The organism is Oleiagrimonas sp. C23AA (assembly GCF_011759385.1).
GTDB lineage: Bacteria > Pseudomonadota > Gammaproteobacteria > Xanthomonadales > Rhodanobacteraceae > Oleiagrimonas.
Genome location: NZ_JAARLY010000007.1, coordinates 44,849 through 71,089, shown reverse-complemented (window position 1 = coordinate 71,089; position 26,241 = coordinate 44,849). Strand labels below are relative to the sequence as shown.

26 protein-coding genes are annotated in these 26,241 nt (G+C 64.3%); 15 read left to right on the top strand and 11 right to left on the bottom strand.

The window, feature by feature from the left end:
- Positions 1–30 precede the first annotated feature (30 nt).
- Positions 31–477 carry a DUF3301 domain-containing protein gene (locus HBF24_RS12410; RefSeq protein ID WP_167173366.1) on the top strand — a complete coding sequence of 149 codons (447 nt, stop codon included), beginning with the start codon at positions 31–33 and terminating at the stop codon, positions 475–477.
- On the opposite strand, the gene HBF24_RS12405 is transcribed toward HBF24_RS12410, so the two are convergent.
- The 5 genes from HBF24_RS12405 to petA form a co-directional block, all read right to left on the bottom strand.
- Entirely contained in the window at positions 470–907 is a 438-nt protein-coding gene (locus HBF24_RS12405) for a ClpXP protease specificity-enhancing factor (protein ID WP_167173364.1), read from the bottom strand. The two genes, HBF24_RS12410 and HBF24_RS12405, sit on opposite strands and share 8 nt — an antisense overlap.
- A gap of 27 nt (positions 908–934) precedes the next feature.
- The gene (locus HBF24_RS12400; protein ID WP_167173363.1) at positions 935–1,558 is read right to left on the bottom strand and encodes a glutathione S-transferase N-terminal domain-containing protein; all 624 of its coding nucleotides are present in this window, start codon (positions 1,556–1,558) and stop codon (positions 935–937) included.
- Between the two features lie 164 nt (positions 1,559–1,722).
- Positions 1,723–2,466, bottom strand: a complete 744-nt coding sequence (locus HBF24_RS12395) for a cytochrome c1 (protein WP_167173361.1) — start codon at positions 2,464–2,466, stop codon at positions 1,723–1,725.
- Positions 2,459–3,760 (bottom strand): cytochrome bc complex cytochrome b subunit, encoded by a 1,302-nt coding sequence (locus HBF24_RS12390; RefSeq protein ID WP_167173359.1) that lies wholly within the window; start codon positions 3,758–3,760, stop codon positions 2,459–2,461. Before HBF24_RS12390 ends, HBF24_RS12395 begins: the two co-directional genes overlap by 8 nt.
- Entirely contained in the window at positions 3,760–4,359 is a 600-nt protein-coding gene (gene petA / locus HBF24_RS12385) for a ubiquinol-cytochrome c reductase iron-sulfur subunit (protein ID WP_167173357.1), read from the bottom strand. The genes HBF24_RS12390 and petA overlap by 1 nt, the downstream gene beginning before the upstream one ends.
- Positions 4,360–4,838: 479 nt before the next feature.
- Between petA and HBF24_RS12380 the strand changes: the two genes are divergently transcribed.
- Positions 4,839–5,783, top strand: a complete 945-nt coding sequence (locus tag HBF24_RS12380; protein ID WP_343162765.1) for a trypsin-like peptidase domain-containing protein — start codon at positions 4,839–4,841, stop codon at positions 5,781–5,783.
- Positions 5,784–5,844: 61 nt separating this feature from the next.
- Here HBF24_RS12380 and HBF24_RS12375 read toward each other — a convergent pair whose 3' ends face one another.
- A complete protein-coding gene (locus HBF24_RS12375; protein WP_343162764.1) occupies positions 5,845–6,786 on the bottom strand; it encodes a lytic transglycosylase domain-containing protein in 942 nt (313 codons plus the stop codon).
- Between the two features lie 237 nt (positions 6,787–7,023).
- Here HBF24_RS12375 and miaB point away from each other — a divergent pair, with 237 nt between their 5' ends.
- Positions 7,024–8,370, top strand: a complete 1,347-nt coding sequence (gene miaB / locus HBF24_RS12370; protein WP_167173351.1) for a tRNA (N6-isopentenyl adenosine(37)-C2)-methylthiotransferase MiaB — start codon at positions 7,024–7,026, stop codon at positions 8,368–8,370.
- A 688-nt stretch (positions 8,371–9,058) separates the two neighbouring features.
- On the opposite strand, the gene HBF24_RS12365 is transcribed toward miaB, so the two are convergent.
- Genes HBF24_RS12365 through HBF24_RS12350 form a run of 4 tightly spaced genes read right to left on the bottom strand, consistent with a single transcriptional unit; the run spans position 9,059 to position 12,763 of the window.
- Positions 9,059–10,168, bottom strand: a complete 1,110-nt coding sequence (locus tag HBF24_RS12365; protein ID WP_167173350.1) for an ABC transporter permease — start codon at positions 10,166–10,168, stop codon at positions 9,059–9,061.
- Entirely contained in the window at positions 10,165–11,106 is a 942-nt protein-coding gene (locus HBF24_RS12360) for an ABC transporter ATP-binding protein (RefSeq protein ID WP_167173701.1), read from the bottom strand. The genes HBF24_RS12365 and HBF24_RS12360 overlap by 4 nt, the downstream gene beginning before the upstream one ends.
- 20 nt (positions 11,107–11,126) lie before the next feature.
- The gene (locus HBF24_RS12355; RefSeq protein WP_167173348.1) at positions 11,127–12,095 is read right to left on the bottom strand and encodes an HlyD family efflux transporter periplasmic adaptor subunit; all 969 of its coding nucleotides are present in this window, start codon (positions 12,093–12,095) and stop codon (positions 11,127–11,129) included.
- Positions 12,092–12,763 carry a TetR family transcriptional regulator gene (locus HBF24_RS12350; protein ID WP_167173346.1) on the bottom strand — a complete coding sequence of 224 codons (672 nt, stop codon included), beginning with the start codon at positions 12,761–12,763 and terminating at the stop codon, positions 12,092–12,094. The genes HBF24_RS12355 and HBF24_RS12350 overlap by 4 nt, the downstream gene beginning before the upstream one ends.
- 122 nt (positions 12,764–12,885) lie before the next feature.
- On the opposite strand from HBF24_RS12350, the gene HBF24_RS12345 reads away from it, so the two are divergent.
- From HBF24_RS12345 to HBF24_RS12290, 12 genes are all read left to right on the top strand, one after another.
- Positions 12,886–13,869, top strand: a complete 984-nt coding sequence (locus tag HBF24_RS12345; RefSeq protein WP_167173344.1) for a PhoH family protein — start codon at positions 12,886–12,888, stop codon at positions 13,867–13,869.
- On the top strand, positions 13,866–14,339 hold the full coding sequence (gene ybeY, locus HBF24_RS12340; protein WP_167173342.1) for an rRNA maturation RNase YbeY: 474 nt from the start codon (positions 13,866–13,868) through the stop codon (positions 14,337–14,339). Before HBF24_RS12345 ends, ybeY begins: the two co-directional genes overlap by 4 nt.
- Positions 14,340–14,459: 120 nt before the next feature.
- Positions 14,460–15,701 carry a hypothetical protein gene (locus tag HBF24_RS12335; protein ID WP_206064322.1) on the top strand — a complete coding sequence of 414 codons (1,242 nt, stop codon included), beginning with the start codon at positions 14,460–14,462 and terminating at the stop codon, positions 15,699–15,701.
- 117 nt (positions 15,702–15,818) lie between these two features.
- Positions 15,819–16,673, top strand: coding sequence for a transporter associated domain-containing protein (locus HBF24_RS12330; protein ID WP_167173340.1), 855 nt, complete (start codon positions 15,819–15,821; stop codon positions 16,671–16,673).
- A 358-nt stretch (positions 16,674–17,031) separates the two neighbouring features.
- Positions 17,032–18,279, top strand: coding sequence for a DUF4105 domain-containing protein (locus HBF24_RS12325; RefSeq protein ID WP_167173338.1), 1,248 nt, complete (start codon positions 17,032–17,034; stop codon positions 18,277–18,279).
- A gap of 57 nt (positions 18,280–18,336) precedes the next feature.
- Positions 18,337–19,365, top strand: coding sequence for a magnesium/cobalt transporter CorA (corA, locus tag HBF24_RS12320; RefSeq protein WP_167173698.1), 1,029 nt, complete (start codon positions 18,337–18,339; stop codon positions 19,363–19,365).
- Positions 19,366–19,668: 303 nt separating this feature from the next.
- Positions 19,669–19,851, top strand: a complete 183-nt coding sequence (locus tag HBF24_RS12315) for a DUF3311 domain-containing protein (RefSeq protein ID WP_167173337.1) — start codon at positions 19,669–19,671, stop codon at positions 19,849–19,851.
- On the top strand, positions 19,848–21,347 hold the full coding sequence (locus tag HBF24_RS12310; protein ID WP_206064321.1) for a sodium:solute symporter family protein: 1,500 nt from the start codon (positions 19,848–19,850) through the stop codon (positions 21,345–21,347). Before HBF24_RS12315 ends, HBF24_RS12310 begins: the two co-directional genes overlap by 4 nt.
- A gap of 126 nt (positions 21,348–21,473) precedes the next feature.
- A complete protein-coding gene (locus tag HBF24_RS12305; protein WP_167173335.1) occupies positions 21,474–21,641 on the top strand; it encodes a hypothetical protein in 168 nt (55 codons plus the stop codon).
- Positions 21,642–21,767: 126 nt separating this feature from the next.
- Entirely contained in the window at positions 21,768–21,935 is a 168-nt protein-coding gene (locus HBF24_RS12300; RefSeq protein ID WP_206064320.1) for a hypothetical protein, read from the top strand.
- A gap of 126 nt (positions 21,936–22,061) precedes the next feature.
- Positions 22,062–22,229 (top strand): hypothetical protein, encoded by a 168-nt coding sequence (locus tag HBF24_RS12295; protein ID WP_167173333.1) that lies wholly within the window; start codon positions 22,062–22,064, stop codon positions 22,227–22,229.
- A gap of 420 nt (positions 22,230–22,649) precedes the next feature.
- The gene (locus HBF24_RS12290) at positions 22,650–22,997 is read left to right on the top strand and encodes a DUF559 domain-containing protein (RefSeq protein WP_167173331.1); all 348 of its coding nucleotides are present in this window, start codon (positions 22,650–22,652) and stop codon (positions 22,995–22,997) included.
- Between the two features lie 378 nt (positions 22,998–23,375).
- Here HBF24_RS12290 and HBF24_RS12285 read toward each other — a convergent pair whose 3' ends face one another.
- A complete protein-coding gene (locus HBF24_RS12285) occupies positions 23,376–25,451 on the bottom strand; it encodes a S9 family peptidase (RefSeq protein ID WP_167173329.1) in 2,076 nt (691 codons plus the stop codon).
- Positions 25,452–26,241: the final 790 nt, after the last annotated feature.

Genomic DNA, 26,241 nt, shown 5'->3' with positions numbered 1-26,241 from the left:
GGTGCGCGGCGTACCCACACTGGTGCCATGATGACCGGTGAATGGACGTTTCTGCTGATCGTGGTCGTGCTGGGCCTGACCTGGCTCGAGCACATGCGCGTGCGCGATGTGGCGCTGGCCGAGGCGCGACGCCTTTGCCAGTCGCAGCAGGTGCAGCTGCTGGACGAGACCATCGGCCTGAGTGCACTGCGCCTGCGCCGGCATGACGGACGCCTGCGCGTGGAAAAGCGTTACGGCTTCGATGTCAGCCTGGATGGCCAGGACCGGCGCCACGGGCACCTGTGGCTGGCCGGGCGCCGCGTGATCGGCATCAGCACGCCGTGGCATGGTGATGGCGCTACCGTCATCGATTTCCCCGGCACCGCCATGGCACCACGCCAACCGCGCCCGGAAATCGTGATCGAGCCAGGCCAGACACGTCCGCCAGCCCCTGCGGAACCGGCGGACAATTCATCTTCGCCGCGTCGGCCTACTTGACCACCCGCAGGTGGGGTGCGCCACGCTTGGGCTTGTCGCCATCATCGTCACCAGCGGCGGCATCGCCTTCGCCGCCGACATCCTGCAGCGGCGTTTCCTGTGCATCGCTGGACGGCGGTACCTCTTCCTCGGGAAACATCATGCCCTGCCCGTTTTCCTGGGCGTAAATGGCCTGGATGGCCGGCAGCGGCAGTGACACCTGCCGGCTGGCTCCGGAAAAGCGCGCTGAAAAGGCGACACGGTCGTCGCCGAGATCCAGATTGGCTACCGCGCGCATGGCAATGTTCAGCACCACCTGCCCATCTCGGATGGTCTGCGGCGGCACCTGCACGCCGGGCTGCTCGGCATCGACCAGGATATACGGCGTCAGGCCATTATCGGTGATCCAGTCGTAGATGGCCCGCAGCAGGTACGGGCGGTTGGAGGTCATCCCAGGAGGTGTCTGATTGCTCACTACTTACTCACGCATGGCTTTCTCTTCATCCGTCAGGCTACGCGCAAAGGCCGGGCTGTGGAAGATACGTTCGCCATAGTCGTTGATCGGTTTGCCCTCGCGACCCAGTTCCACACCCAGCATCGGCAAGCGCCAGATCACCGCGGCGGCCAGGCAATCGGCCAGGCTCATCTCGGTGTTGAGAAGGTAGCGTGATGCCTTGAACAACGGCAGCGACAGCAGCAACTGCTCACGCAACTGCTTGCGCGCCGTGTCGGCGCCACGACCACCTTCGGCGATGGCATCCATCTGCACCAGCCAATCCAGCTCCATGTGCACCATTGCCAGGCGCAGGCGCGCACGCGACAACGGATCGATCGGCATCAAAGGCGGATGCGGATAACGCTCGTCCAGGTACTCGCAGACCACGGTGGTGTCATAAAGCACCAGATCGCGATCGACCAGGGTCGGCGTATCGGCATAGGGGTTCAGATCAATCAGGTCTTCCGGCGGATCGGCCGGGTTCACCATGACCCGGTCATAAGCGACACCCTTGGCGGCCAGCACCAGCCGCGTGCGATGGCACTGCACCGCATCGGGAGTCGTATAAAGCGTCAATACGGTGCGTGAACGCGCACTTTGGCCCATGGCCATTTCCCCTCACCCTTGGTGGCGACGTGCTGCCGCCATAAAACCGGCCCGCCACACCCGGCGGGCACCGAACACGACGCTAATGGCGGCAGGCGTCCCCTATACCCCTGTCGCCGCGTCCCCACTGGCGGCGCCACCGGGCGCCGCCAATTCACACTGTATCAGTGCACGTCCTTCCAGTATTCACGCTTGAGCATGAACGCAAGGAAGGTAAAAAGCGCCAGGTACAGGATCACCCACACTCCCAGACTGTGACGCTTCAGCGCCGCCGGCTCGGACACGTAGGTGAGGAAGGCGGTCAGATCCCGTGTCGCCGCGTGGTACTGCGCCGGTGACATTTGCCCGGCCTTGTCCATGCGCAGGCGCTCGACCACCGGTTTGTCTTCGCCCTTCTCGTGTCCAAGCACCGGCACCTGTATGCCCTGCAGCTCCCACAGCACATTGGGCATGGAGGCATTTGGGAACACGGTGTTGTTCCAGCCCACTGGACGCGACGGGTCCAGGTAGAAGCTGTTGAGGTAGCTGTAGACCCAGTCTTCCCCCTTGGCCCGTACCTCCAGGCTCAGGTCCGGTGGTGCCTTGCCGAACCATTTTTGCGCATCGGCTGACGGCATCGATGACTGCACTGTGTCGCCAAACTTGGCGCCAGTGAAGTTCAGGTTGTCCATCACCTGCTTTTCGGTCAGGCCAAGGTCCTTGCCGATACGCGCATAGCGCATGTAATGCAGGGAGTGACAGCCCACACAGTAGTTGAAGAACAGCCGCGCACCGCGCTGCACCGAGGCGGTGTCGCGCACGTTCACCTGGGCAGTCATCAGGCCACCGCCCTCCGACGCCCACGCGGCCAGCGGGGCGCCCAGCAGAGCCAGCGCCAACGTGATCGAAATCAGCATTCGCTTAGTCATGCATGGTCACCCGTTCCGGAACCGGCTTGGTCTTCTCAAAGCCGAAGTAGGTGTATACCCACAGAAAAATGAAGAACCCGAAATAGGCCAGCGTCATGATGCGGCCAAACAGGTTTTCCCATAGCGTGACATCGGCGCTTGGCCCCAGCAGTGCGGGGATCAGCTCGGTGGTGACACCAGCACCGACCAGCCCCAGCGACAGGAAGGCGATCACCAGCACCACCAGCGCGGCCTTGAAGCCGGTGCCGCGATAACGCACCGAGCGCACCTGGCCGCGATCGATCCATGGCGTCAGGAACAGCACCACGATGGCGGCGAACATGGTCAGCACACCGGGCAGCTTGGCCGGAATCATGCGCAAGATCGCGTAGAACGGAGTGAAGTACCACACCGGCTTGATGTGCTCGGGCGTGACCAGGTTATTGGCCGGAATGAAGTTGTCGTGCTCCAGGAACCAGCCGCCCATGGTTGGCTGATAGAAGATGATGAAGGCACAGATGATCAGAAACATGCCCACGCCGAACAGGTCCTTCACCGTGTAGTACGGATGGAAGGGAATGCCATCGACCGGCTTGCCCTCGACGTTCTTGACCTTCTTGATGTCCACGCCGTCGGGGTTGTTCGAACCCACTTCGTGCAGCGCCGCCAGATGCAGCACCACCAGCAGCAGCAATACCAGCGGCAACGCGATGACATGCAGCGAGAAGAAGCGGTTGAGAGTGGCTCCAGAGGGCAGGTAATCGCCCATGATCCACTGCACCAGTGTGTCACCCACGTAGGGAATGGCACCGAACAGCGAGATGATCACCTTGGCGCCCCAGAACGACATGTTGCCCCACGGCAGCACGTAGCCCATGAAGGCCTCGGCCATCAGCGCCAGGAAGATCAGCATCCCCAACAGCCACACCAGTTCGCGCGGCTTCTTGTACGAGCCGTACATCAGGCCGCGGAACATGTGCAGGTACACCACCACGAAGAACATCGAGGCGCCAGTGGTGTGCATGTAGCGGATCAACCAGCCCCAGTCGACATCGCGCATGATGTACTCGACCGAGGCGAAGGCTTCGGACACGCCCGGATACACGGCCTCTGCGCTGGGCTTGTAGAACATCGCCAGGAAGATGCCGGTGAGAATCTGGTTGACCAGCACCAGCATCGCCAGTGAACCGAAGAAGTACATGAAGTTGAAGTTCTTCGGCGCGTAGTACTCGCTCATGTGCTTGCGGTACATGGGCGCCATGCCCGGGGCACGCTCGGTGATCCAGCCGCCCAGTCCACTCCATCGCTTGCCCATCACGCAGCCCCCTTCGGATCGACGCCGACCTGGATATGGGTGTCATCGATAAAATGGTACGGTGGCACGGCCAGGTTGGCCGGCGCCGGCACGCCGTCGAACACGCGTCCGGACAGGTCGTAGCGCGACTTGTGGCAGGGACAGAAGAAACCACCCTTCCAGTTAGGGTCGAACGGTTCGGGCTTGATGTCGGGCACGAACTCCGGCACGCAGCCCAAGTGCGTGCAGATACCGATCACCACCAGCCACTCGGGCTTGATCGAGCGGTGCTCGTTCTTGGCGTAGGGTGGCTGCTGATCGGTGTTGGAGCTTTTGGGGTCTTTCAGCCGTGGATCGAGCGACGGCAGCGCCGCCAGCTGCGCCTTGGTGCGATTGACCACGAAAACGGGCAAACCGCGCCAGGAATATTTCACCATCTGGCCTGATTCGATCTTGCCGATATCGGCGACAACCGGAGCGCCGGCCGCCTTGGCCTTTGCGCTCGGTTCCCAAGACTTAATAAACGGTACTGCGGCCGCTATGACTCCTACTCCACCGACCGCTGCTGTAGTTACAGTCAAAAATCGGCGGCGACCGTGATCGACGACTTCATTCGCCATCAGGCTCTCCGGAATTTATGCCATTGGGATCGATTTTCAGGCAGGCCCGAAAATCGGGTTAGTGTAACGTCAGGGTACAGGGCGTACAATCTGAACCGCACGCGTGCCGCGACCGGCTGCGCCCCGTCACCACGGGCGCCTTGCAAGGCGCTCCTGGCGCCGGCCACGCGACCGATCCAGCCCTTTCCGCATCCTTGTGTTTCATGAAAAAAGCTGCACGCACGCTCGCATTCATCGTTCAATTTGCTGCCGTCGGCCTTGCACTGGCCTTCGTCATCGGGCTGGTGTGGCCCGATACCGGTCGCGTGTTGCGTTCGCGTCTGGGCTTGCCCTCCCCGGCCCCCAAATCTGCCTCTATCCATAACGCAGCTTCGCCGACAACGCAAAATCAGGGTCCATTTTCCTACGCTGACGCAGTGCACCATGCGGCACCGTCGGTGGTAAATATCTACGCCAATAAAGTTGTTACCGAACAACCGATGCGGATTTATTCCGATCCGGTTTTGCAGCGTTTTATTTTCGGCGGCCCGGCCGGACCTGCCTATAAACGGCGCGAACAAAGCCTGGGTTCGGGCGTGATCATTGGCTCGAAAGGTTATGTGCTGACCAATAATCACGTGATTGCCGATGCGCAAAACATCCAGGTGCTGCTTTACGACGGCCGCGTGGCCGAGGCCAAAGTGATTGGCTCGGATCCGGATACGGACCTTGCTGTACTGAAGATCGACGCCAACAACCTGCCCGGCATCAGCATTGCCAGCACGCCGCCGCAGGTGGGCGATGTGGTGCTGGCCATCGGCAATCCGTTCGGCATCGGCCAGACCGTGACCATGGGTATCGTCTCGGCCCTGCAGCGCCAGCTCAATTCCAATCCGGAAGACTTCATCCAGACCGATGCCGCCATCAACTTCGGCAATTCCGGCGGCGCGCTGGTCAATGCACGCGGCGAACTGGTCGGCATCAATACCGCGCTGCTGGGCAATACCGTATCCGGCATGGGCCGTGGCAACGGCGCGGAGGGCATCAGCTTCGCCATCCCGGTGGCCACCGCGAAAATGGTCATGAACCAGATCATCGAACATGGCCACGTGGTGCGAGGCTGGCTGGGGCTCGATTACACCAACGTGCCAGTGGCCTCCAACTCGGGGCTGCCGGCGGCCGCGCGCGGCGTGATGATCAGTGACGTTTATCCGGGCGGCCCGGCCGCGCGTGCCGGACTGCAGCAGGGCGACATTTTGCTGCGCCTGGGCAAGCAGGACATCACCGATGCTTCGGACCTTCGCCACCGCGAGGCCAACCTGAAACCCGGTACCACGCTGACGGTATCCGGCCTGCGCTCGGGCTCGCCATTCCACGCCAAGCTGACACTGACCCAGCGCCCGCCGCTCAAGCAGTTGATGCAGCTGAGTCGCAGCGGTTCGTGAGCAAAGGCGCCGGCGCGGCCGGCTTGGCAAGGCGAAACCGTGGCGGCTGCCCGGCACCGGCTCAGCCCGCCGATCCGCTGCTGACGGCCAGCGCCGTGGCGCCCTGCGCCGCGGCATAGCGTTTGCGCAGAATATCCACGCGGTCGACATACACCTGGGTCTGGTCGTACGGCGGCACGCCACCGTATTTCTGCACCGCCGCCGGACCGGCATTGTAGGCAGCGGCCGCCAGGCGCACGTTGCCGTTGAAGGTTTTCAACAGACTGGCCAGATAGCGCGCTCCGCCGCGGATGTTCTGTGCGGCGTTGAAAGCATCGTTCACACCCATGTCCGAGGCCGTGCCCGGCATCAGCTGCATCAGGCCCTGCGCACCCTTGTTCGACACCGCGCGCGGATTGAAGGCGCTTTCGGCATGGATCACCGCGCGCAGCAGCGCCGCACTGACGCCGTATTCGCTGGCAGCCGCCTGCACGTCGTGAGCATAGGCGGTCATGTGCAACGGCACGGTGCGCCAGTTGATCGGCGAATGCACCTCGCAGGCCGGACAGGTGGCGATGTAGGTGAACAGTGTTTTCACGCGCTGACCGCGCGCGCCGTGCGGACGCACATTGGTGTATTCAACCGAGCCGTCGGCATGCACCACGCGATACACCGCACCACGCAGCACGCGCTTGCCGGCACGCTCCAACTGCGCGGCCTTGGCGGCACTGGTCAGCTGCGCGCCTTCGGCCATGGTCAGATGTGAACGATGGTCTGTTTTTGGCGCGGGCGTGCTGGCGGCAGAAGCCTGCCTGGGCGCCGGCGCTTTCACTGCCGAGGGCCGCGCGCCAAGGCGGCCATTGATGGGCGCCTGCTCATCCAGATGCACGCGCTTGCAGCCGCGGTAACCGGCCGGTGCACTGGTGAACACGGTTTCCCCGCGCGCGCCCTGGCACTTAAATAGTCCATGCCCGGCGTGCGCGGCGCGCGGCCAGGCCAGCGCCGTCAGCACGAGCGCCAGCACCAGCCCACCGAGCAGGACCGGAAGGTTTGGGAAAGACTGGATGGTGAGGCCTCCGCTTTCCCCATGGCGGACGGCAACAGACATGGACCAAGTGTGCGCCAGCGCCCCGGCCTTGCCAAGCGCCTGCGGCATGGCGCCGCGGCGACGTGCGCTGGCGCACACAAGCGGCACCGACACTGGCGGCCGCCAACAAGGGCGCGTAGACTATCGGGTTCGCTTGAATGCTAGTGTAAGCCCATGACCGGCAAGCTTTTCATTAAAACGCACGGCTGTCAGATGAACGAGTACGACTCGGCCAAGATGATCGACGTGCTCAAGGCCTCCCACGGCCTGGAACTGACCGACAACGCCGACGAGGCCGACGTCATCCTGATCAACACCTGCTCGATCCGCGAGAAGGCGCAGGAAAAGGTGTTCAGCCAGCTGGGGCGCTGGAAGCAGCTCAAAGCCAAGAACGACAAGGTCGTCATCGGTGTCGGCGGTTGCGTGGCCAGCCAGGAGGGCGATGCCATCGTCAAGCGCGCGCCGTTCGTGGACATGGTGTTCGGCCCGCAGACCCTGCACCGCCTGCCGGACATGGTCGAAGCCAGCCGTCGCGACAAACGCCCGCAGGTGGACATCAGCTTCCCGGAAATCGAGAAGTTCGACGCCATGCCGGCGCCGCGCGCCGAAGGCCCGACGGCCTTCGTGTCGATCATGGAAGGCTGCTCCAAGTACTGCAGCTACTGCGTGGTGCCCTACACCCGCGGTGAGGAAATCAGCCGCCCGTTCGACGATGTGATCGGCGAAGTGGCGCTGCTGGCCGAACAGGGCGTGCGCGAGGTCAACCTGCTGGGCCAGAACGTCAACGCCTATCGCGGCCCCATGCACGATGGCGGCATCGCCGATCTGGCGCTCTTGATCCACGCCATCGCCGAGATCGACGGCATCGGCCGTATTCGCTTCACCACCTCGCACCCGGTCGAGTTCTCCGACTCGCTGATCGAGGCCTACGCCAACGTGCCCAAGCTGGCCAACTACCTGCATCTTCCGGTACAAGCCGGATCCGACCGCATTCTGGCGGCCATGAAGCGTGGCTACACGGCGCTGGAATACAAGCAGCGCATCCGCAAGCTGCGTGCCGCGCGCCCGGATATCTCCATCAGCTCGGATTTCATCGTCGGCTTCCCCGGCGAGAGCGATCACGATTTCGAGCAGACCATGAAGCTGATCGAGGCCATTGGCTTTGACCAGAGCTTCTCGTTCATCTACTCGCGTCGCCCCGGTACGCCGGCCTCCAACCTGCCTGACGATACCGACGATGCCACCAAGCACGCGCGCCTGATGCGCCTGCAGGCGGCCATCAACAAGAACGCCAAGAAAATCAGCGAGGCCATGGTCGGCACCGTGCAAAGCGTGCTGGTGGAAGGCCCCAGCAAGAAGAGCGCGAACGAGATGACCGGCCGCACCGAGAACATGCGCTTCGTCAATTTCCCGGGCGATCCGCGCATGAAGGGCCAGTTCGTCGACGTGGTGATCACCGAGGCCATGGCCAATTCCCTGCGCGGCCGCGTGGTCACCAGCGACGACCAGAAGGTCGCCTGAGGCCTGCGTGTCTGTGCGCCTCAAGGGCGCAGGTGTGGACAGTCTTCGGCGCTGAGCCCGGATCTACGCCCTCCCAGCCTCCCCCTGCAAGCAGGGGGAGGAGTCAAACGCCGCGCTGATTCAACGTTCCACGGCAACGAAGGCAGCACCCCAGATGAGACCTCCTGCCCTGCATGCAGGGGAGGATTGAGGAGGGATTGAAACACCTGGCATACCCCAGCAAAAACCCTTGAAGCCTATGGGCATCATGGACGCCGGGTGGAATCCATCCGGTGGTGAGGCCGGATCTACCCCCCTCCCACCCTCCCCCTGCAAGCAGGGGGAGGAGCCGAACGCCGCGCTGATTCAACGCTTCACGGGAAACGAAGGCAGCACCCCAGATGAGACCTCCTCCCCTGCCTGCAGGGGAGGATTGAGGAGGGGTTGGAACGCCTGCCATACGCCAGGAAAAACCCTTGAAGCCTATGTGCCTCAATGGACGAGGGGGTGGAATCCATCCGGTAGGGAGGCCGGATCTACCCCCTCCCAACCTCCCCCTGCACGCAGGGGGAGGGGCCGAACGCTGCGCTGATTCAACGTTCCACGGCAAACGAAGGCAGCACCTCAGATGAGACCTCCTCCCCTGCCTGCAGGGGAGGATTGAGGAGGGGTTGAAACGCCTGCACATCCCAGCAGGCACGCCCTCCCCTCAATCCAGGCGTTTGCGAAAGCGCGTGATGGCCAGCGTCATCATCACCAGCGCAAAGGCCAGCAGCGCCAGCACGTCCGGCCACATGGCCCATAGCCCGGCGCCACGCAGCATCACGCCTCGGATCAGGCGCAGAAAGTGCGTCAGCGGCAGCACTTCGGCCAGCCACTGCGCGGCGCGTGGCATGCCGGCGAACGGGAACATGAAGCCGGATAGCAGAATCGACGGCAGGAACACGAAAAACGTCATCTGCATGGCCTGGAACTGCGACTTGGCGCGTGTGGAGATCAACAAGCCCATGGCCAGATTGGCCACAATCAGCAATGCGGCTGCGGCGTAGACCTCCCACAACGAACCTCGCACCGGCACACGAAACACACCCACGCCCAGGGCCAGGATCAGGGTGGTCTGCAACAGGCCGATCACCACGTAGGGCAAGACCTTGCCGACCATCAGCTCGCTGCGACTGAGCGGCGTGGCGATCAGCAGCTCCATGTTGCCGCGTTCACGCTCACGCACCACCGCCACCGCGGTGAACAGCACCATGGTCATGGTCAGGATCACCCCGACCAGGCCCGGCACGATATTCACCGCCGAGCGCCGCTCGGGGTTGTACAGACTCAATAGCCGGATGCGCCCCTCCACCGGCGTGCTGCGCGGCGGCGCACGGGTGTCGGAAGCGGCGCTGTCGATAGGCACCTGCAGCAGTTGCAAGGCCGCAGCGCGCACCGTCGAATCGCTGCCATCGACCACCACCTGGGCCACCGCCCGGCCGTCGATGCGGCGACGCTCGAAGTCCGGTGGAATCACGATCGCCACGCTGATGCGACCGCGCTTCAAGGCCGTCATCAGTGGCGCGGGTGTCGGCGCCTGCATGCCCGGCTCGATCACCCCGGTGGCCAGCATGTCCATCACCAGCGCGCGCGATCCGGCGGTCTGCGCCTGGTCGGCAATACCGGCGTGCAGGCCGCGCAGGTTCAGATTGATGGCGTAGCCGAACAGCGCCAGCAACAGCACGGGGATGCCCACGATCATGGCCAGGGTAATGCGATCGCGCGCCAACTGGCGCAACTCCTTCATCACGATGGCCCACAGCCGCCGCATGTTCATGACGACGTCGCCTCGACCGCGCCGGGCTCACGTGTGGCCGCCACGAAGACATCTTCCAGGCTGGGCGTTACGGCGCTCACGCTGACCTTGGCATCGCTGGAACGCAGCGCATCGCGCATGCGTGTGCAGATATCCTCGGCAGCGTCAGCGTCGGCGGCCATCAACACACGCAAGCTCGCACCGATCTGCGCCACGCTGAGCACGCCCGGCCATTGCGCCAGCGTCGGCTGCAACGCTCGCGGATGCTGCGTGTTGACCTGAAACGTTCGCCCGGCCAACGCACCGGCCAGCGCGGCCGGTGTGTCATCGGCCACCAACCGGCCGCGATCGAGAATGGCCAGACGGTGGCAGCGTTCGGCCTCGTCCATGTAATGCGTGGATACCAGCAGCGTGGTGCCGGCATCGGCCAGAGTGAACAGCGCCTCCCAGAAGTCGCGCCGCGATTGCGGATCGACCGCACTGGTCGGCTCGTCCAGGAACAGAAGTTTCGGCTCGTGCACCACCGCCGCGGCCAATGCCAGGCGCTGGCGCTGGCCACCGCTCAAGGTACCGGCGAGCTGACGCTGCATGTCGGCCAGATGGTATTGCTCGAGCAACGCATCGATGCGCGAGCGGGTCTGGCGCTGGGGCACGCCCTGCACCGCGGCCATGAAGGCCAGGTTTTCGCGCACGCTAAGATCGGTGAACAACGAAAAGGTCTGGGTCATGTAACCGATCTGACGCCGCAGGGCCTCGGCCTGCGCAGGAATACGCAGCCCCAATACCTCGATCTCGCCCTCGCTGGGCATCAGCAGTCCGCAAAGCATGCGGATGGTGGTGGACTTGCCCGAGCCATTGGGACCGAGAAAGCCGTAGACCTGACGCGCGGGCACCTCAAGATCGACATGATCGACGGCCACCAGCTCACCAAAGCGACGCGTCAGCCCGCGCACGCGGATCGCCGGTGTGGCGCTTTCGTTCACGGGTGCGTTGCCGCCAAGGTAACCGACACCGGCAAACCGGCCGGAAGATCGCGCGCATCGTTGCCCAGCTGGACTTGTGCCAGCCAGCTCAGGCGCGTGGCGTCCTCGCCGGAAAGCGCGTAGTACGGGGTGAACACCGGCTCCCGGCGGATCATGCGCACATGCCCGGCGTAGGCTTGCGCGCGCCCCCGCACATGCACCTGGACCGCATCACCATCGTGCAGCTGGGCACGCATGGCTTCTGGCAGGTAGACCCGCGCGTACGGCGTGTGGCCGACCAGCATGATCACCAGCGGCTGGCCCACGGGCGCCTGGTCACCACGCCGGTACGGCAGGCTGTCAATCAGGCCATCGCGCGGCGCCACCACGTGCAGCTTGTCCAGCAGCACCTGCTGCGCCTTGGCCTGCTGCTGTGCATCGGCCAGCGCCGCGCGCGCCTGGGCCACGTCCTCGGCGCGGGTGCCATGCAGCAGCAGATCCAGCGCTGCTCGCGCCGCCGCCACATCGCCATCGGCAGCGCTGGCCGCGGCGCGGGCGCGATCCAGGTCTGACGCCGAGACGTAGCTTTGCCCCTGCAGCGGCTTCAGTCGTGCGTAATAGGCGCGGGCGTCTTTGGCCTGGGCGTTGGCGCTGGCCAGACGTGCACGCGCCTGGTCGATATCTTCCTTGCGCGGCCCGTTGTCGGCTTTTTCCAACGCCGCCTGCTGCTGCGCCGCGCGGGCACGGCTGGCAGCAAGGTCGGCCCGGGTCTGGCTGGCATCGAGCTGCACCAGGAATTGCCCCTTCTTGACGCGCTGGCCTTCCTTCACACCGATCGAGACCACGCGCTCGGCGGCCACCGCCGGCAGCGTGATGCGATCGTACTCCAGCGTGCCCAACGCCTTTGGCGGCGCCGGATGACAGCCACTGAGCAGCAACGCCGCCATCGAGCCCAACACGCCTGCACGCATCACTGACGCGTTCATCGCTCATCTCCACTGACACCCCGGATGCCCTGGCCGAGAAGGCTGAGCACATGCCGGACCAGACCATCCACGCTCATCGCACCGGTATCGAATACCTGTCGCCAGATCGGCTCGCCGGCGGCCGGAAACATGGTCAGCCCGACCAGCGACACCACCAGCAGCTGGGGATCGATGCCCGGCGCCAGTTGCCCCGCATTCTGCGCACGCCGGAAGTGCTCCGCCATGATCTGGGGCAACTGCGGCACCACCCGCTCGAACACCGCCGGGCGCAAGGCGCCGCCTTCGCAAACCACCTCGCGTACCCAAAGCGCCGGCAGCCATGCGTGCGAACCGATCACCTCGGCCATGCCGCGCACGAAAGCCTCGATCAGGGCCGGCGGCGTGGTTTCGGTCGACGCCAGCCGCGTGTGCAACGGCTGCACGGCCGGTTTCAGCCGTTCGTCGATCAAGGCGTCGACCAGCGCCGCCTTGCCGCCAAAGTAGTAATGCAGCATCGCCGGCGTCACCTCGGCGGCATCGGCGATGGCGCGCAACGAGGTGCCCGCGATGCCGTTGCGCGCAAATAAGCTGGCCGCCGTATCCAGCAACTGATTGCGCAGATCGGCGTCGTCGCCGGCCGGACGACCGGCGCGACGACCACGTGCCTGGGTGGTGGGTGTGTTGCTCATGGCATTTAATTAATTCATCAATTAATTAAACACAAGTGCCGCGTGAATCGCGCCTATCCCGAAACGCGGCCGAACACGCCCGATGCTGGCCCACCCCGCCCCCGCGCGGTACGCTTTTGGGTATGGCAGAACTGACTACGCGCGACTTCGCGCTCGAACCCGATGACAACGCCCGTCTGGCCAACCTGGCCGGCCCCTTTGACGAGCATCTGCGCCAGATCGAATTGCGTCTGGGCGTGGAGATCAACCACCGTGGCAACCTGTTCCAGGTGATTGGCGACGCGCCGGTCACCGAGGCCACCGAAAAAGTGCTGCACGCGCTGTATGAAGTGACCGAAAACGAGTCGCTGAACGGCCCGCGCATCAACCTGATGCTGTCCGAATCGGGCGTCGACGCGCTCTCCGAACAGGCCGCCGAACAGGCCCAGGAAGTGCTGATCAAGGTCAAACGCGGCCTGATCAAGGGCCGTGGCCCGAACCAGGCCCGCTACCTGCACGCCATCGCCACCAATGACATCAACTTCGGCATCGGCCCGGCCGGCACCGGCAAGACCTACCTGGCCGTGGCCAGCGCGGTCGAGGCGCTGGAAACCAATCGCGTGCAGCGCGTGCTGCTGGTGCGCCCCGCCGTGGAAGCCGGTGAGAAACTGGGCTTCTTGCCCGGCGACCTCAGCCAGAAGGTCGACCCGTACCTGCGCCCGCTGTACGACGCGCTGTACGAAATGCTCGGTTTCGAGCGCGTGGCCAAGCTGATTGAGCGCAACATCATCGAGATTGCCCCGCTGGCCTACATGCGCGGTCGCACGCTGAATGATTCGTTCGTCATTCTGGATGAGGCGCAGAACACCACCGTCGAGCAGATGAAGATGTTCCTGACGCGCATCGGTTTTGGCTCGGTGGCGGTGATCACCGGCGACGTGACCCAGGTGGATCTGCCGCGCGGCGCGCGCTCGGGGCTGCGTCATGCCATCGAGGTGCTGCGCGGCGTGGACGGCATTAGCTTCACCTTCTTCACCTCGCGCGATGTGGTGCGTCATCCGCTGGTCGCACGCATCGTGCGCGCCTACGAGGCCGCCGAACGCATGAACGAGTCGCCGCGCGGATGAGTCAGGCATCTGCGCTGACCCTGCACTTAGGTTACGGCTTGCCGCGCAAGGGACTGCCGGCCGCGGCCAGCTTTCGGCGCTGGGTCGGCGCGGCGCTGGCCGGCGCCGGTCACGAGGGCGAGGCCGAGCTCTCGATCCGCCTGGTCGATGCCGACGAGGGCCGCGAACTCAACGCCACCTATCGCGGCAAGGATTACGCCACCAACGTGCTGTCGTTTCCGGCCGAACTGCCGCCGGGCGTGGAGTTGCCACTGCTCGGCGATCTGGCCATCTGTGCCCCGGTGATGCAGCGCGAGGCGCGTGAACAGCACAAGGCCGATCGCGCGCACTGGGCGCACCTGACGGTGCACGGCACGCTGCACCTGTTGGGTTACGACCACATCGAAGAAGCCGAGGCCGAACAAATGGAGGCGCTGGAAACGCGCATTCTGGCCGGGCTGGGCATCGACGACCCTTACCGCCCTCGCTGAACCGTTTGCCCGCGTTCGCATAGACCCAAGCCCGCACCGCGCGGCACACTGCTTTGACGCCCGCTGCCGCCGCTTGCCATGTCTACATTGATGCGCTCTGCCTGCCGTGCTGTCTGCGCGATGATGCTTTTCGGCATCAGTGTCGCGACATTCGCGGCCTCGCCACGTCAGCAACTGGCCAAAGTGACGTGCGCCGCACTGGACGACGCCGCGCACGCCATGCCGGGTCAGGGGCCGATGCTGCTGGCCAGCTACCCCAGCGTCACCCTGAGCGCCCCGGCCGATCGTCGCGCGCTGCACGGCGCGGCCTTTGTCTACGACAACGCCGCGGCCGGGCTGGCGCTGATCGCCTGCGGCCAGCCGAAGCAGGCACAACGCATTGCCGACGCGCTGATCTACGTCAGCGCCCACGATCTGAACTATCACGACCACCGCCTGCGCAACGCCTACGCCGCCGGCGCCATGGGCAAAGGCACCGCCAAGCTGCCCGGCTTCTGGAATGCCAAAGGCGGCTTCTGGCAGGAAGACGCCTACCAGGCCAGCACCGCCACCGGCAACATGGCCTGGGCGGCGCTGCTGGCGCTGGGTGTGTATCAGCACACCCACGAGACGCGCTATCTCGACGCGGCACGCCAGTGGCTTTCCTGGATCGCTGCGCACACCTACGATGCCACGGCACCGGCCGGCTACAACGGCGGCGTGTATGGCTTTGACGGCAAGCAGGCACCGCAGCGCTGGAAATCCACCGAACACAACCTGGATGTCTATGCCGCCGCGCGCTGGGCGCAACGCGATCGCCCCGATGCGGCGCTGGCCCGCCAGGCGCGCATCAGCCGCGCCTTTGTCAGCGCCATGTGGGATGCCCGCCAGCACCACTTCCCCATCGGCACCACGGACAACGGCCACAGTATTGCCCAGCACCCTTACGCGCTGGATGCGCAGGTGTGGCCGTTGCTGGCGATGGCGCCGGTGCCGCCGCAGTGGCAGTCGGTATGGCCGTGGATAAAGACCACGCACAGCCATGGCGCCGGTTTTGGCTATCGCGGTTCGCCAAAGGGCATCTGGACCGAGGGCACCGCCCAGGCCGCCGCGGCCATGCAAGCCAGCGGGCGCAAGGTTCCATCCGCGCTCTGGACGCTGCTACTCAAGCAGCGAAGCGCCGATGGTCTGCTTTACGCCACGCCGCAGGCACGCATCGAAACCGACCTGGCCATTGGCCCCGATTCCACCTTTGCCGATTTTTTCTATTACCACCTGCCGCACTTGGGTGCGACCGCCTGGGCCGCGTTGGCCGCCCATGGCTGGAATCCGTTCACCGGTGCCCCCATCAAACCCAATGCCGGCCCGCACAAAGCCCGGTAAGCGTTGTGCCGAGCCGTGCATGAACAGGCCGCGCCGTACGCCTTGGGGCAGCCCCCGGGGTTTGCGCTAGAATCGGCAGCCTTACACCCATTTCAAAAGATCGTATCTACAGCCCTGATGAACGAGGACTCTGGAAGTACCAACGGCCCGCACCACCGTTCCTGGTGGGATCGCCTGGGCCAAATGTTTTCCGGCGAACCGCGCAGCCGCGACGAATTGCTCGACGAACTGCGCAGCGCCCAGGCCAACGGCCTGCTTTCCAATGACACGCTGGGCATGGTCGAGGGCGCGCTGCGCGTCACCGAGCTGAGCGTGGATGACGTGATGGTGCCGCGCGCGCAGATGGTCATGCTGCCAGCCGAAGCCCCACTGGCCGATATCCTGGAAACGGTGGTCGAATCGGGCCACTCGCGCTTTCCTGTGCACGGCGAGGACAAGGACGAGATCCTCGGCATTCTGCTAGCCAAGGATCTGCTCAAGTACTTCGGCGACCGCGAGCACTGCGACATCCGCACGCTGCTGCGTCCAGCTGTGCTGATCCCCGAGTCGATGCGCCTGAACGTGCTGCTGGCCGAATTTCGCCTGAGCCACAACCACATGGCGCTGGTGGTCGACGAATACGGCGGCGTTGCCGGCCTGGTCACCATCGAGGACGTGCTGGAAGAAATCGTCGGCGAGATCGACGACGAGCACGACGATGAGGAAGCGCCGCAGCTGATGCAGGCCCTGCCCGAAGGCGGCTACCTGATCAGCGCACTGACGCCCATCGCCGAGGTCAACGCCGAACTGGGCACGCAGTACCCGGATGAAGAGTTCGACACCATCGGCGGCATGGTCACCTCCGAGTTTGGCCATCTGCCCGAAAGCGGCGAGGACATCGCCATTGGCGACTACCTGTTCCACGTGACCCAGGCCGACGATCGCCGCGTGCACCAGTTCCGCGTGCAAACGAACGCTGTCGGGGATGACTGAGGCGGTTTCTACCCCTCCCCAACCCTCCCCTGCACACAGGGGAGGGAGTAAAAGCGCTGCTCTGCTCCAGGTCTGAGGCAAGCTTGGAAGAATCGGCATGCCGCCTTGGCGCTTCAACGTTTCGACGTTTCGACGTTTCGACGTTTCGGCTTCTTCGCCCTTCGCCCTTCGCCCTTCGCCCTTCGCCCTTCGCTCGGCGCTCGACGCTCGGCGCTCGGCGCTCGGCGAGCCTGATAGCTCCTCCCCCTGCTTGCAGGGGGAGGCTGGGAGGGGGTAAACCCAGGCCGCACCCCTACACCAGCACCCGCGACCCCATACCGCTTGCCGCCGCCGGTGAACTCGGGCACCTTCTCCGCCCATGCATGCCCTCCCCGCGTCCCGCCTTTTCACCGCCTTTCTTTTCATCACCCTGCTCTGGCTGAGCGATGCGGGTACCCGCGCGCACGCCGGTGTGGCCGACGCGCCAGGCCAGAACCTGGAAGTGTCGCTGATCACCTACGGCCCCGGCACCATCTACTGGGAGCGCTTCGGGCACGATGCCATCGAGCTGCGCGACAGCGTCAGCGGGCAGGCCATCACCTTCAATTACGGCGTGTTCGACTTCGAGCAGAAAAACTTCCTGCTCAACTTCGCGCGCGGGCGCATGAACTACATGATGGACGCCGAGTACGCCGACCAGGACATGGCCACCTACCGCCAGGCCGGGCGCTGGATCGAGCAGCAACGCCTGGCTCTGACACCGGCCCAGGCCTCGCAACTGCGCGATTTTCTGCTGTGGAACCTGCGCCCGGAAAATCGCCGTTACTGGTACAACTACTACACCGACAACTGCACCACGCGCGTGCGCGATGCCCTCAATCGCGTGCTCGGCGGGCAGCTGGAAAAAGCGCTCACCGCACGCGCCGGGCGCGAAACCTACCGCCAGCAGACCGACCGCCTGATGGCCGGCCAGCCACTGCTGATGCTGGGCATGGACCTGGGCCTTGGACCCTACGCCGACCAGCCACTCAACGCCTGGCAGGCCAGCTTCATACCGATGGCGCTGATGCGCAATCTTGATCATGTGACGATCCATGGCGCCGACGGCAACGCGCATGCGCTGGTGCAGCGTGACCGGCGCATCGCCAGGGCACACCACCCGGACCCGTCGCGCCAACCGCCGGCGCTGGCCATTCCCATGCTGGTGGCCGGCAGCGTGCTGGGGCTGGCCTTGGCCGTCAGCGGCCAGTGGCGCACGCGACGGGCACTGGCACGCTGGACCTTCGGCGTGCTGGGCGGTGCCTTTCTGTTGCTGGCTGGCATCGCCGGGCTGTTCATGCTCATCCTTTGGCTGGCAACGGCGCACGTGGCGGCCTGGCGCAATGTGAACCTGCTGCTGTTCACGCCGTTCTCCCTGCTGGCGCTGGGCAGTGTGTGGCGGCGCGTGCCACGCCGCTTCGGGCAATGGCTGGTGCTGGGCCTGGCGATACTGGCGCTGCTGGCAGTGGGCGTGCGCCTGCTGCCGGGGCTGGAGCAGCAGAATCTGCCGTGGATTCTGTTTGCCGTTCCGGTGTGGCTGGGGCTGGCCTACGCACTCTGGCGCCCGGTGGCGCGTTCCGGGGGCTGAATCGAAAGCGCAGCCCTGAGCCTTCGCGCGTTGCCGAATCGACGCGCCGGCGGCATGATGAAACGCATGCAGCTAAGCCAGAGCCCCGCCCGATCCGCCGCCTCCAGCGATGCCCCGATGGTCGTCAATTGCGTGGCCTATTCACGCGAAGGCCGTCGCATCGGTGACATCGGCCTGGATCAGATCAGCGATGTGATGCGGGACAGCGATGCTTTCATCTGGGTCGGCCTGCACGAGCCGGACGAGGCGCTGCTGGAAAAGCTGCAGGAAGAATTCGACCTGCATGACCTGGCCATCGAGGATGCGCAGTACGCGCACCAGCGCACCAAGATCGAGGCCTATGGCGACTCGCTGTTCATCGTCGCGCAGACCGCGCAACTGGTCGGCGGCAGCATCGCCTTTGGCGAAACCCACATCTTCCTGGGATCGCGCTATCTGATCACCGTGCGCCACGGCGCCTCGCTCAGCTACGCGCCGGCCAGGCGCACCTGCGAGGCGGCACCGGAGCTGCTCACGCTCGGGCCCAGCTTTGGTCTGTACGCGATTCTCGATTTCATCGTCGACAACTTCCTGCCGATCGTCAGCGATTTCCGCGAGGAATTGCAGGAGCTGGAACAGGACATCTTCCGCGAAACCTACAAGCGCGACACCATCAAGCGCCTGTACGACATGCAGCGCGAGCTGATGACGCTGCGCCTGGCGGTGGCGCCCCTGCAGGACATCACCAACCAGCTGGTACGCCTGCATCCCCACCTGATACGTGACGAAACGCGTGTCTATTTCCGCGACGTGTACGATCACGTGATCCGCGTCAACGAGGCCACCAGCACCATGCGCGAAATGCTCGGTGCGGCCATCAACGTCAACCTCTCGCTGGTCACCTTTGGCCAGAACGAGGTGATGAAGAAACTGGCCGGCTGGGCCGCCATGCTGGCTGCCCCGACCCTGATCACCAGCTGGTACGGCATGAACTTTCACCACATGCCGGAACTGGACAAAGGCTGGGCCTACCCCAGCATGATCGTGATCACCGTGTCCCTGGTCGGCGGCATCTACATTGCCCTGAAACGCGCCCGCTGGCTGTAGCGCGATCAGAAAATCGCAGCACGCAAGGCCCATCTGGCCTTTCCGTTCAATCACTTGGGCGAACCATGCCGGTCTGGCATGTCATGCATCTACGACCAAACGCTGATTGACCCCCACCCCGGGGCAACCGATGCTCAAGCCTGATTTGCGCCGTCGCACCCTCGGGAGGGGTCGACCATCCAGGGGATGCACGGATGTGCGCGGACGCGGTAGCCCCAGGCTGCCAGTGCCCGCGCAGCGGCGCTGTCAGCTTGCACCGGCGCACTGGCGCGCCGGTCCTTCACGTCCCCAGGAGCGTCTGGCATGAAATACCTGTTGCTGCTGCCGTTCATCGGGCTGTTGTGGGTGCCGTTCTACAACTTCGAGAACCCCTACTTCCTCGGCCTGCCGTTCTTCTACTGGTACCAGTTTTTGTGGATTCCGATCACCGCCTTCATCACCTGGCTGATCTACCGCAAGCACTACGCCCAGGAGGAAGAGCAATGATCCCGCGGCATATCGACTGGACGGCGCTGGGCGTCTTCATCTTCTTCTTCCTGCTGGTCACCGTAATGGGCTTCTGGGCCTCGCGCTGGCAGGCGGGCTCAGACCACAAGCATCTGGACGAATGGGGTCTGGGCGGACGCAAGTTCGGCACCTGGATCACCTGGTTCCTGGTCGGCGGCGACTTCTATACCGCCTACACCGTGATCGCCGTGCCGGCGCTGGTTTATGCGGTGGGTGCGTACGGCTTCTTCGCGTTGCCCTACACCATTCTGGTGTATCCCATCGTGTTCCTGATCATGCCCAAGCTGTGGAAGGAAGCACACAAGAATGGGCACGTGACAGCCGGCGATATTGTCTGGGGCCGCTACCGCTCGCGCCCGCTGGAGTTGGCCGTGGCGGTCACTGGCGTGGTCGCGGTGATGCCCTACATCGCCCTGCAGCTGGTCGGCATGGAAGTGGTGATCAAGGCGCTGGGACTGACCGGTGAAATTCCACTCACCGCCGCCTTCATCATCCTGGCGCTTTACACCTATTCGGCCGGCCTGCGTGCGCCGGCGCTGATCGCCTTTGTCAAGGATCTGATGATCTACATCGTGGTGCTGGTGGCCATCGTGCTGGTGCCGGCCAAGCTGGGCGGCTATCACCACGTGCTGGAAACCGCGCGGCAAGCCTACGAGAGCAAGGGCGGCGCCACCGGGCTGCTGCTGCATCCACAGCAGTTCGTGCCGTTCGCCACGCTGGCCCTGGGTTCGGCGCTGGCCGCGTTCATGTATCCGCATACGCTGACCGGCGTGTTCGCGGCCAAGAGCGCCAACACGGTGCGCAAGAACGCCATCTACCTGCCGGCTTACACCGTCCTGCTGGGCCTGATCGCCATGCTCGGCTACATGGGCTGGGCCGCGCACGTGAAGGTGGAATCCAACAGCGATGTGGTGCCGGCGCTGTTCAATGACCTGTTCCCAAGCTGGTTCACCGGCTTCGCCTTCTCGGCCATCGCCATCGGCGCGCTGGTACCGGCGGCGGTGATGTCAATCGGCGCAGCCAACCTGTTCACGCGCAACTTCTGGAAGGCCTACATCAACCCGCAAGTCACCGCGGCTGGCGAGGCGGCCGTCGCCAAGGTCACCTCACTGGTGGTGAAAGTCGGCGCACTGGTATGCATCCTGTTCCTGCCCACACAGTTCGCGCTGGATCTGCAACTGCTCGGCGGCGTGTGGATCGTGCAGACCTTCCCCGCGATCTGCTTCGGCTTGTTTGGCTTGGGCCGCTGGTTCCGCGCCCCGGCGCTGCTGGCCGGCTGGGCAGTCGGCATCATCCTGGGCAGCTGGATGGCCTTTGCCGATCACGTTAAACCGGTACACGCCTTTGTCATCGGCGGCGAGTCGATCTCGGTCTACACCGGCCTGTTCGCGCTGGCGGTGAACATCATCGTCGCCATCATCGTGCAGCTGTTTGCCGGCAACCGCGGCGTGGCACCCAACGCCGAGCAAGCCTGAGGCACCGCTTCACCCCTCCCCAACCCTCCCCTGCAAGCAGGGGAGGGAGTTCCTAGCGAGGATCGCCACTTTCGCGCCCCGGCGCTGCTGGCCGGCTGGGCGGTCGGCATCATCCTGGGCAGTTGGATGGCCTTTGCCGATCACGTCAAACCAGTGCACGCGGTTGTCATCGGCGGCGAGTCGATCTCCGTCTACACCGGCCTGTTCGCGCTGGCGGTAAACATCATCGTCGCCATCATCGTGCAGCTGTTTGCTGGCAACCGCGGCGTGGCACCCAACCCCGAGCAGGCCTGAGGCACCGCTTCACCCCTCCCCAACCCTCCCCTGCGAGCAGGGGAGGGAGTTGCTAGCGAGAGTCACCAGTTCCATGCTCCGGCGCTGCTGGCCGGCTGGGCAGTCGGCATCATCCTGGGCAGTTGGATGGCCTTTGCCGATCACGTCAAACCAGTGCACGCCTTCGTCATCGGCGGCGAGTCGATCTCGGTCTACACCGGCCTGTTCGCGCTGGCGGTGAACATCATCGTCGCCATCATCGTGCAGCTGTTTGCCGGCAACCGCGGCGTGGCACCCAACGCCGAGCAAGCCTGAGGCACCGCTTCACCCCTCCCCAACCCTCCCCTGCAAGCAGGGGAGGGAGTTCCTAGCGAGGATCGCCACTTTCGCGCCCCGGCGCTGCTGGCCGGCTGGGCGGTCGGCATCATCCTGGGCAGTTGGATGGCCTTTGCCGATCACGTCAAACCAGTGCACGCGGTTGTCATCGGCGGCGAGTCGATCTCCGTCTACACCGGCCTGTTCGCGCTGGCGGTAAACATCATCGTCGCCATCATCGTGCAGCTGTTTGCTGGCAACCGCGGCGTGGCACCCAACGCCGAGCAGGCCTGAGGCACCGCTTCACCCCTCCCCAACCCTCCCCTGCAAGCAGGGGAGGGAGTCAAGCGTCGGCGCTCCGCCACAACTGACATGTACCTTGGAGCGGCCAGGTTTCGCGCTCGCCGTCGGTGAGAGCCAAAGCGGTCGATCCCGCCATGGCGGAAAACCTCACTACGTCAGCTGGGCAGCTCCTACCAAGCACTTGGGCACTTGGGCACTTGGGCACTTGGGCACTTGGGCACTTGGGCACTTGGGCACTTGGGCACTTGGGCACTTGGGCACTTGGGCACTTGGGCACTTGGGCACTTGGCGTTTTGTAGTTGGCGCCAGGCTTCAAAAAACCGTGGTTTCGCTCGCCCCTCCCCCTGCTTGCAGGGGGAGGCTGGGAGGGGGTAAACAGACCTCTCAACCACTTATGGCAAGGAAGCCTGCATGCGACGCATCTATCAGCACGCGCGCCAACTTCGCACGCACAGCACCGACGCAGAACAACGCCTCTGGCGCCACTTACGCCGTCGCCAACTGGCAGGCTTCAGATTCAGGCGCCAGCATCCCATCGCCGGATACATCGCTGACTTCACCTGCATCGAGGCACGAGTCATCATCGAACTCGATGGTGGTCAGCACGTGGAACAAGCGCACTACGACGCGCGTCGCACCAACCAATTGCAGCAGCAAGGCTACACCGTGATTCGCTATTGGAACGACGATGTATTGCTACGTACCAAGCGTGTACTGGAGGACATTCTTCGTCACCTGGAGCAATCGGGTACGCGTTGATGAATCACATGAGGCGGAGGGAATCTGCTCTACCCCTCCCCAGCCCTCCCCTGCAAGCAAGGGAGGGAGCAGAAGCTCGGCCGAGCTGCAGCTTTGAGGGCAACTCATACGCGCCCGACATTCCGACATTCCGACATTCCGACATTCCGACATTCCGACATTCCGACACTCTGCCTCTGCCTCTGCCTCTGCCTCTGCTCTTCGGCTCTTCGGCTCTTCGGCTCTTCGGCTCTTCGGTTCTTCGGCTGGTGGCTGGCGGTTGATGGTCGGGGTGGTCGGCGGGCCTGACAGCCCCTCCCCCTGCTTGCAGGGGGAGGTTGGGAGGGGGTAGAGGCAGCCCTCAAGCCATCACGCCTCTACCCCCCAGCCCCACCCAGCTCACTTGCCGGCGGAGTCGCCCGCGCCCTTCTTGGTCCAGCGCTCAAGCCAGGCATTCACGGTGTGATGCCACATCACGCTGTTGTGGGGTTTGAGCACCCAGTGGTTCTCGTCCGGGAAGGTCAGGAACTCACTGGGGATGCCGCGGCGCTGTAGCGCGGTGAAGGCGCCCAGGCCCTGCGTCAGCGGAATGCGGAAATCGTGGCCCGAATGCACAATCAGCATCGGCACGTGCCAGTCCTTGACGTGATCGATAGGATTGAAGCGCTCATAGTTGTCCGGATGCAGGTACTGCGGGCCGCCGTTTTCCTTCTCTTCGAACCACAGCTCGTCGGTGGCGTAGTACATCATGCGCGCGTCGAACACGCCGTCGTGGTCGACAAAGCACTTCCACGGCTTGTTCCAGACGCCGGCCATCCAGTAGACCATGTAGCCACCGTAACTGGCGCCCAGTGCACAGGCGCGATTGCCGTCGAGGAAGGCGTACTTGTCCTGGGCGTACTTCCAGCCGGCTTTGAGGTCATCCAGCGGCTTGCCGCCCCAGTCCCCGGAAATGGCGTTGGTGAAGGCCTGCCCGTAGCCGGTGGAGCCGTGGAAGTTGATGGTGACCACGGCAAAGCCCTGGCCGGCATAGGTCTGCGGATTCCAGCGATAGCTCCAGCTGTTGGTCATGGCCCCCTGCGGGCCGCCGTGCACAATGAACGCCACCGGATAAGTCTGGCCGGGCTGGAAGTTGGCCGGCTTGACCACATAACCCTGCACGTTCTCGCCATGCCAGCCCTTGAAGGTGAAGAACTGCGCATCGCCCATCGCGGTCTTGGCCAACGCCTGCCGGTTTACGTGGGTGACCTGAGTCAGGTTGCCGTTGCGTCCCAGCGTGTAAAGATCGGCCGGATGCTTGAGATCGGTGCGTGACAGCAAAATGCGGTTGGCTCCCACATCAAAGCCACCGACCGCGCCATCGGCCACTTTCTTGGTGACATCGCCGCTCTTGGCGTCGATGGCGAACAGCGGATGCTGGCCCTCATCATCGGCGGTGACGAACAGCGTGCTGCCATCGGTGGAAATGGCCAGATCACCGGCCGAGCGGTCCCACTTGGGATCCACCTCGTGGCGCTTGCCGCTGGTCAGGTCCAGCGCCCAGATGCCAAAGCGGTCAGACTCGAAGCCCGGCTCCTTCTGCGCCAGGTAGTACAGCGTGCTGCCATCGGGGGAAGCGACTGGCCAACCGTCCCATGCCTTGTTGTCGGCAGTGAGGTTTTCCGGCTTGGATGAACCATCAGCCGGCACACGGTAGATGTCGAAATTGGTCGACCACGGTTCGCTGGTACCGGCAATGCGCGCGTCGAAGTACACCGTCTTGCCGTCGGGCGAGAAGCTATATTCGGTATCACCGCCAAACGGCTTGGACGGAATGTCGCCGTCGATGCCCTTGCTGACCCACACCGGCGCCTGTTTCGGTGCATCCAGGTTGGCCACAAACAACTGTGAGCGGCGATCGTCCGACCAGGTATCCCAGTGGCGCACGAACAGCTTCTTGTACAAGTGCCCTGTGGTCGGATTCTTGGCGCGCGCATCCAGCCGCTGACGCGTGCAATCGAGCGTGTCGCAATCGGTAAACACATCAATGGACAGCGCCACGCGATGATCGCCCGGCGCCAGCACAAAATTGTTGATGCCCACCGGCAGATCGGTCAACTGCGTGGCCTTGCCGCCCGCCGCCGGCACCGACCACAGCTGGCTGCGCCCGGATTTGGAGGACAGGAAGTAGATCGTCTTGCCGTCGCTGGCATAGCGCGGGCTCGCCGCATGGGCCACCAGCTCGTGCGGCGTAGCACCGGCCTTGGCCAGGTCCAGCGTATAGATATCGGTCACGCCCTTGTCCTTGGCGTAATCGGTATGACGCATGGAGAACACCGCCTGCTGGCCATCCGGCGACAGGTGCGGATCGCTGACGCGCTTCAAGCGCACCAGGTCCTCAACACTGAAAGGATGCGCGCCGGCATCGGCATGAGACACGACCGGCGCGGCGGCAAGCGCCATCGCCAAGGCCGCCATCAAGGGCTTGGTAAGCATGGTGGTGGTTCCCCAAGGATCGTTGTGAACGTCCCGGAACTTAAGCCGCCATCCGCACGCGGTGCAAGCGGCAGGGCAGCATGATGGGCTGCGGTGTGCTTCACCCCCTCCCAACCTCCCCCTGCTTGCAGGGGGAGGAGTCATGCACCACACACGCCCGCGTACTGGCTCGCCATCGCCGCAGCGCATGGCCACTGCCGACCGTCAATTGTCACCGGACAACGCAACCCACGCCCTCCCCTGCTCGCAGGGGAGGACCGGAGAGGGGTAGAACCTGACCCACGCTTCATCAAAGCGTCCAATCAACCCAAGACCAGGCCGACGCGCGCCTACATCTACCTCGCGCCCCCACCCAACACAACGCAAATACCAAGCAGATCAGGTACCGCCAATCTCCAAAACCAGTCACCAACGCAACGGCCAGAACTCCCTCCGCTGCTCGCAGGGGAGGGCCGGGTAGGGGTAGGACCTTGCCACGCCCTCCATCAACGCCCCGGATGCCAGACCAGCTCGCGCCAACATCTCCCGTCTGACACTCACCCACACGAAGCAAGTACCAGGCACGTCAGGTACCACCAATCTCCACACCTAATCACCCACGCAGCGGCCAGAACTCCCTCCCCTGCTCGCAGGGGAGGGCCGGGGAGGGGTAGAACCTTGCCTCGCCCTCCATCGCCACCTGTCACCACACCCTGACGTCAGGCCCATGCGCGCCGACCTTTGCCACCCCACTCGCAAGACGCCCCACTTCCATGTCTATACTCGGTGCTTTGCCTTTTCGCGCCAGGGG

Bases quoted from the DNA above. Each gene is read 5' to 3' on its own strand.
- HBF24_RS12285 (WP_167173329.1), bottom strand. From the start codon at position 25,451: ATGCTTACCAAGCCCTTGATGGCGGCCTTGGCGATGGCGCTTGCCGCC.
- HBF24_RS12400 (WP_167173363.1), bottom strand. From the start codon at position 1,558: ATGGGCCAAAGTGCGCGTTCACGCACCGTATTGACGCTTTATACGACT.
- HBF24_RS12350 (WP_167173346.1), bottom strand. From the start codon at position 12,763: ATGAGCAACACACCCACCACCCAGGCACGTGGTCGTCGCGCCGGTCGT.
- HBF24_RS12410 (WP_167173366.1), top strand. From the start codon at position 31: ATGACCGGTGAATGGACGTTTCTGCTGATCGTGGTCGTGCTGGGCCTG.
- HBF24_RS12315 (WP_167173337.1), top strand. From the start codon at position 19,669: ATGAAATACCTGTTGCTGCTGCCGTTCATCGGGCTGTTGTGGGTGCCG.
- HBF24_RS12295 (WP_167173333.1), top strand. From the start codon at position 22,062: ATGGCCTTTGCCGATCACGTCAAACCAGTGCACGCGGTTGTCATCGGC.
- HBF24_RS12335 (WP_206064322.1), top strand. From the start codon at position 14,460: ATGATGCTTTTCGGCATCAGTGTCGCGACATTCGCGGCCTCGCCACGT.
- HBF24_RS12405 (WP_167173364.1), bottom strand. From the start codon at position 907: ATGACCTCCAACCGCCCGTACCTGCTGCGGGCCATCTACGACTGGATC.
- HBF24_RS12325 (WP_167173338.1), top strand. From the start codon at position 17,032: ATGCATGCCCTCCCCGCGTCCCGCCTTTTCACCGCCTTTCTTTTCATC.
- HBF24_RS12310 (WP_206064321.1), top strand. From the start codon at position 19,848: ATGATCCCGCGGCATATCGACTGGACGGCGCTGGGCGTCTTCATCTTC.
- HBF24_RS12290 (WP_167173331.1), top strand. From the start codon at position 22,650: ATGCGACGCATCTATCAGCACGCGCGCCAACTTCGCACGCACAGCACC.
- HBF24_RS12380 (WP_343162765.1), top strand. From the start codon at position 4,839: ATGCGGATTTATTCCGATCCGGTTTTGCAGCGTTTTATTTTCGGCGGC.
- HBF24_RS12345 (WP_167173344.1), top strand. From the start codon at position 12,886: ATGGCAGAACTGACTACGCGCGACTTCGCGCTCGAACCCGATGACAAC.
- HBF24_RS12395 (WP_167173361.1), bottom strand. From the start codon at position 2,466: ATGACTAAGCGAATGCTGATTTCGATCACGTTGGCGCTGGCTCTGCTG.
- HBF24_RS12365 (WP_167173350.1), bottom strand. From the start codon at position 10,168: ATGAACATGCGGCGGCTGTGGGCCATCGTGATGAAGGAGTTGCGCCAG.
- HBF24_RS12390 (WP_167173359.1), bottom strand. From the start codon at position 3,760: ATGGGCAAGCGATGGAGTGGACTGGGCGGCTGGATCACCGAGCGTGCC.
- ybeY (WP_167173342.1), top strand. From the start codon at position 13,866: ATGAGTCAGGCATCTGCGCTGACCCTGCACTTAGGTTACGGCTTGCCG.
- HBF24_RS12330 (WP_167173340.1), top strand. From the start codon at position 15,819: ATGAACGAGGACTCTGGAAGTACCAACGGCCCGCACCACCGTTCCTGG.
- HBF24_RS12305 (WP_167173335.1), top strand. From the start codon at position 21,474: ATGGCCTTTGCCGATCACGTCAAACCAGTGCACGCGGTTGTCATCGGC.
- corA (WP_167173698.1), top strand. From the start codon at position 18,337: ATGAAACGCATGCAGCTAAGCCAGAGCCCCGCCCGATCCGCCGCCTCC.
- petA (WP_167173357.1), bottom strand. From the start codon at position 4,359: ATGGCGAATGAAGTCGTCGATCACGGTCGCCGCCGATTTTTGACTGTA.
- HBF24_RS12355 (WP_167173348.1), bottom strand. From the start codon at position 12,095: ATGAACGCGTCAGTGATGCGTGCAGGCGTGTTGGGCTCGATGGCGGCG.
- miaB (WP_167173351.1), top strand. From the start codon at position 7,024: ATGACCGGCAAGCTTTTCATTAAAACGCACGGCTGTCAGATGAACGAG.
- HBF24_RS12300 (WP_206064320.1), top strand. From the start codon at position 21,768: ATGGCCTTTGCCGATCACGTCAAACCAGTGCACGCCTTCGTCATCGGC.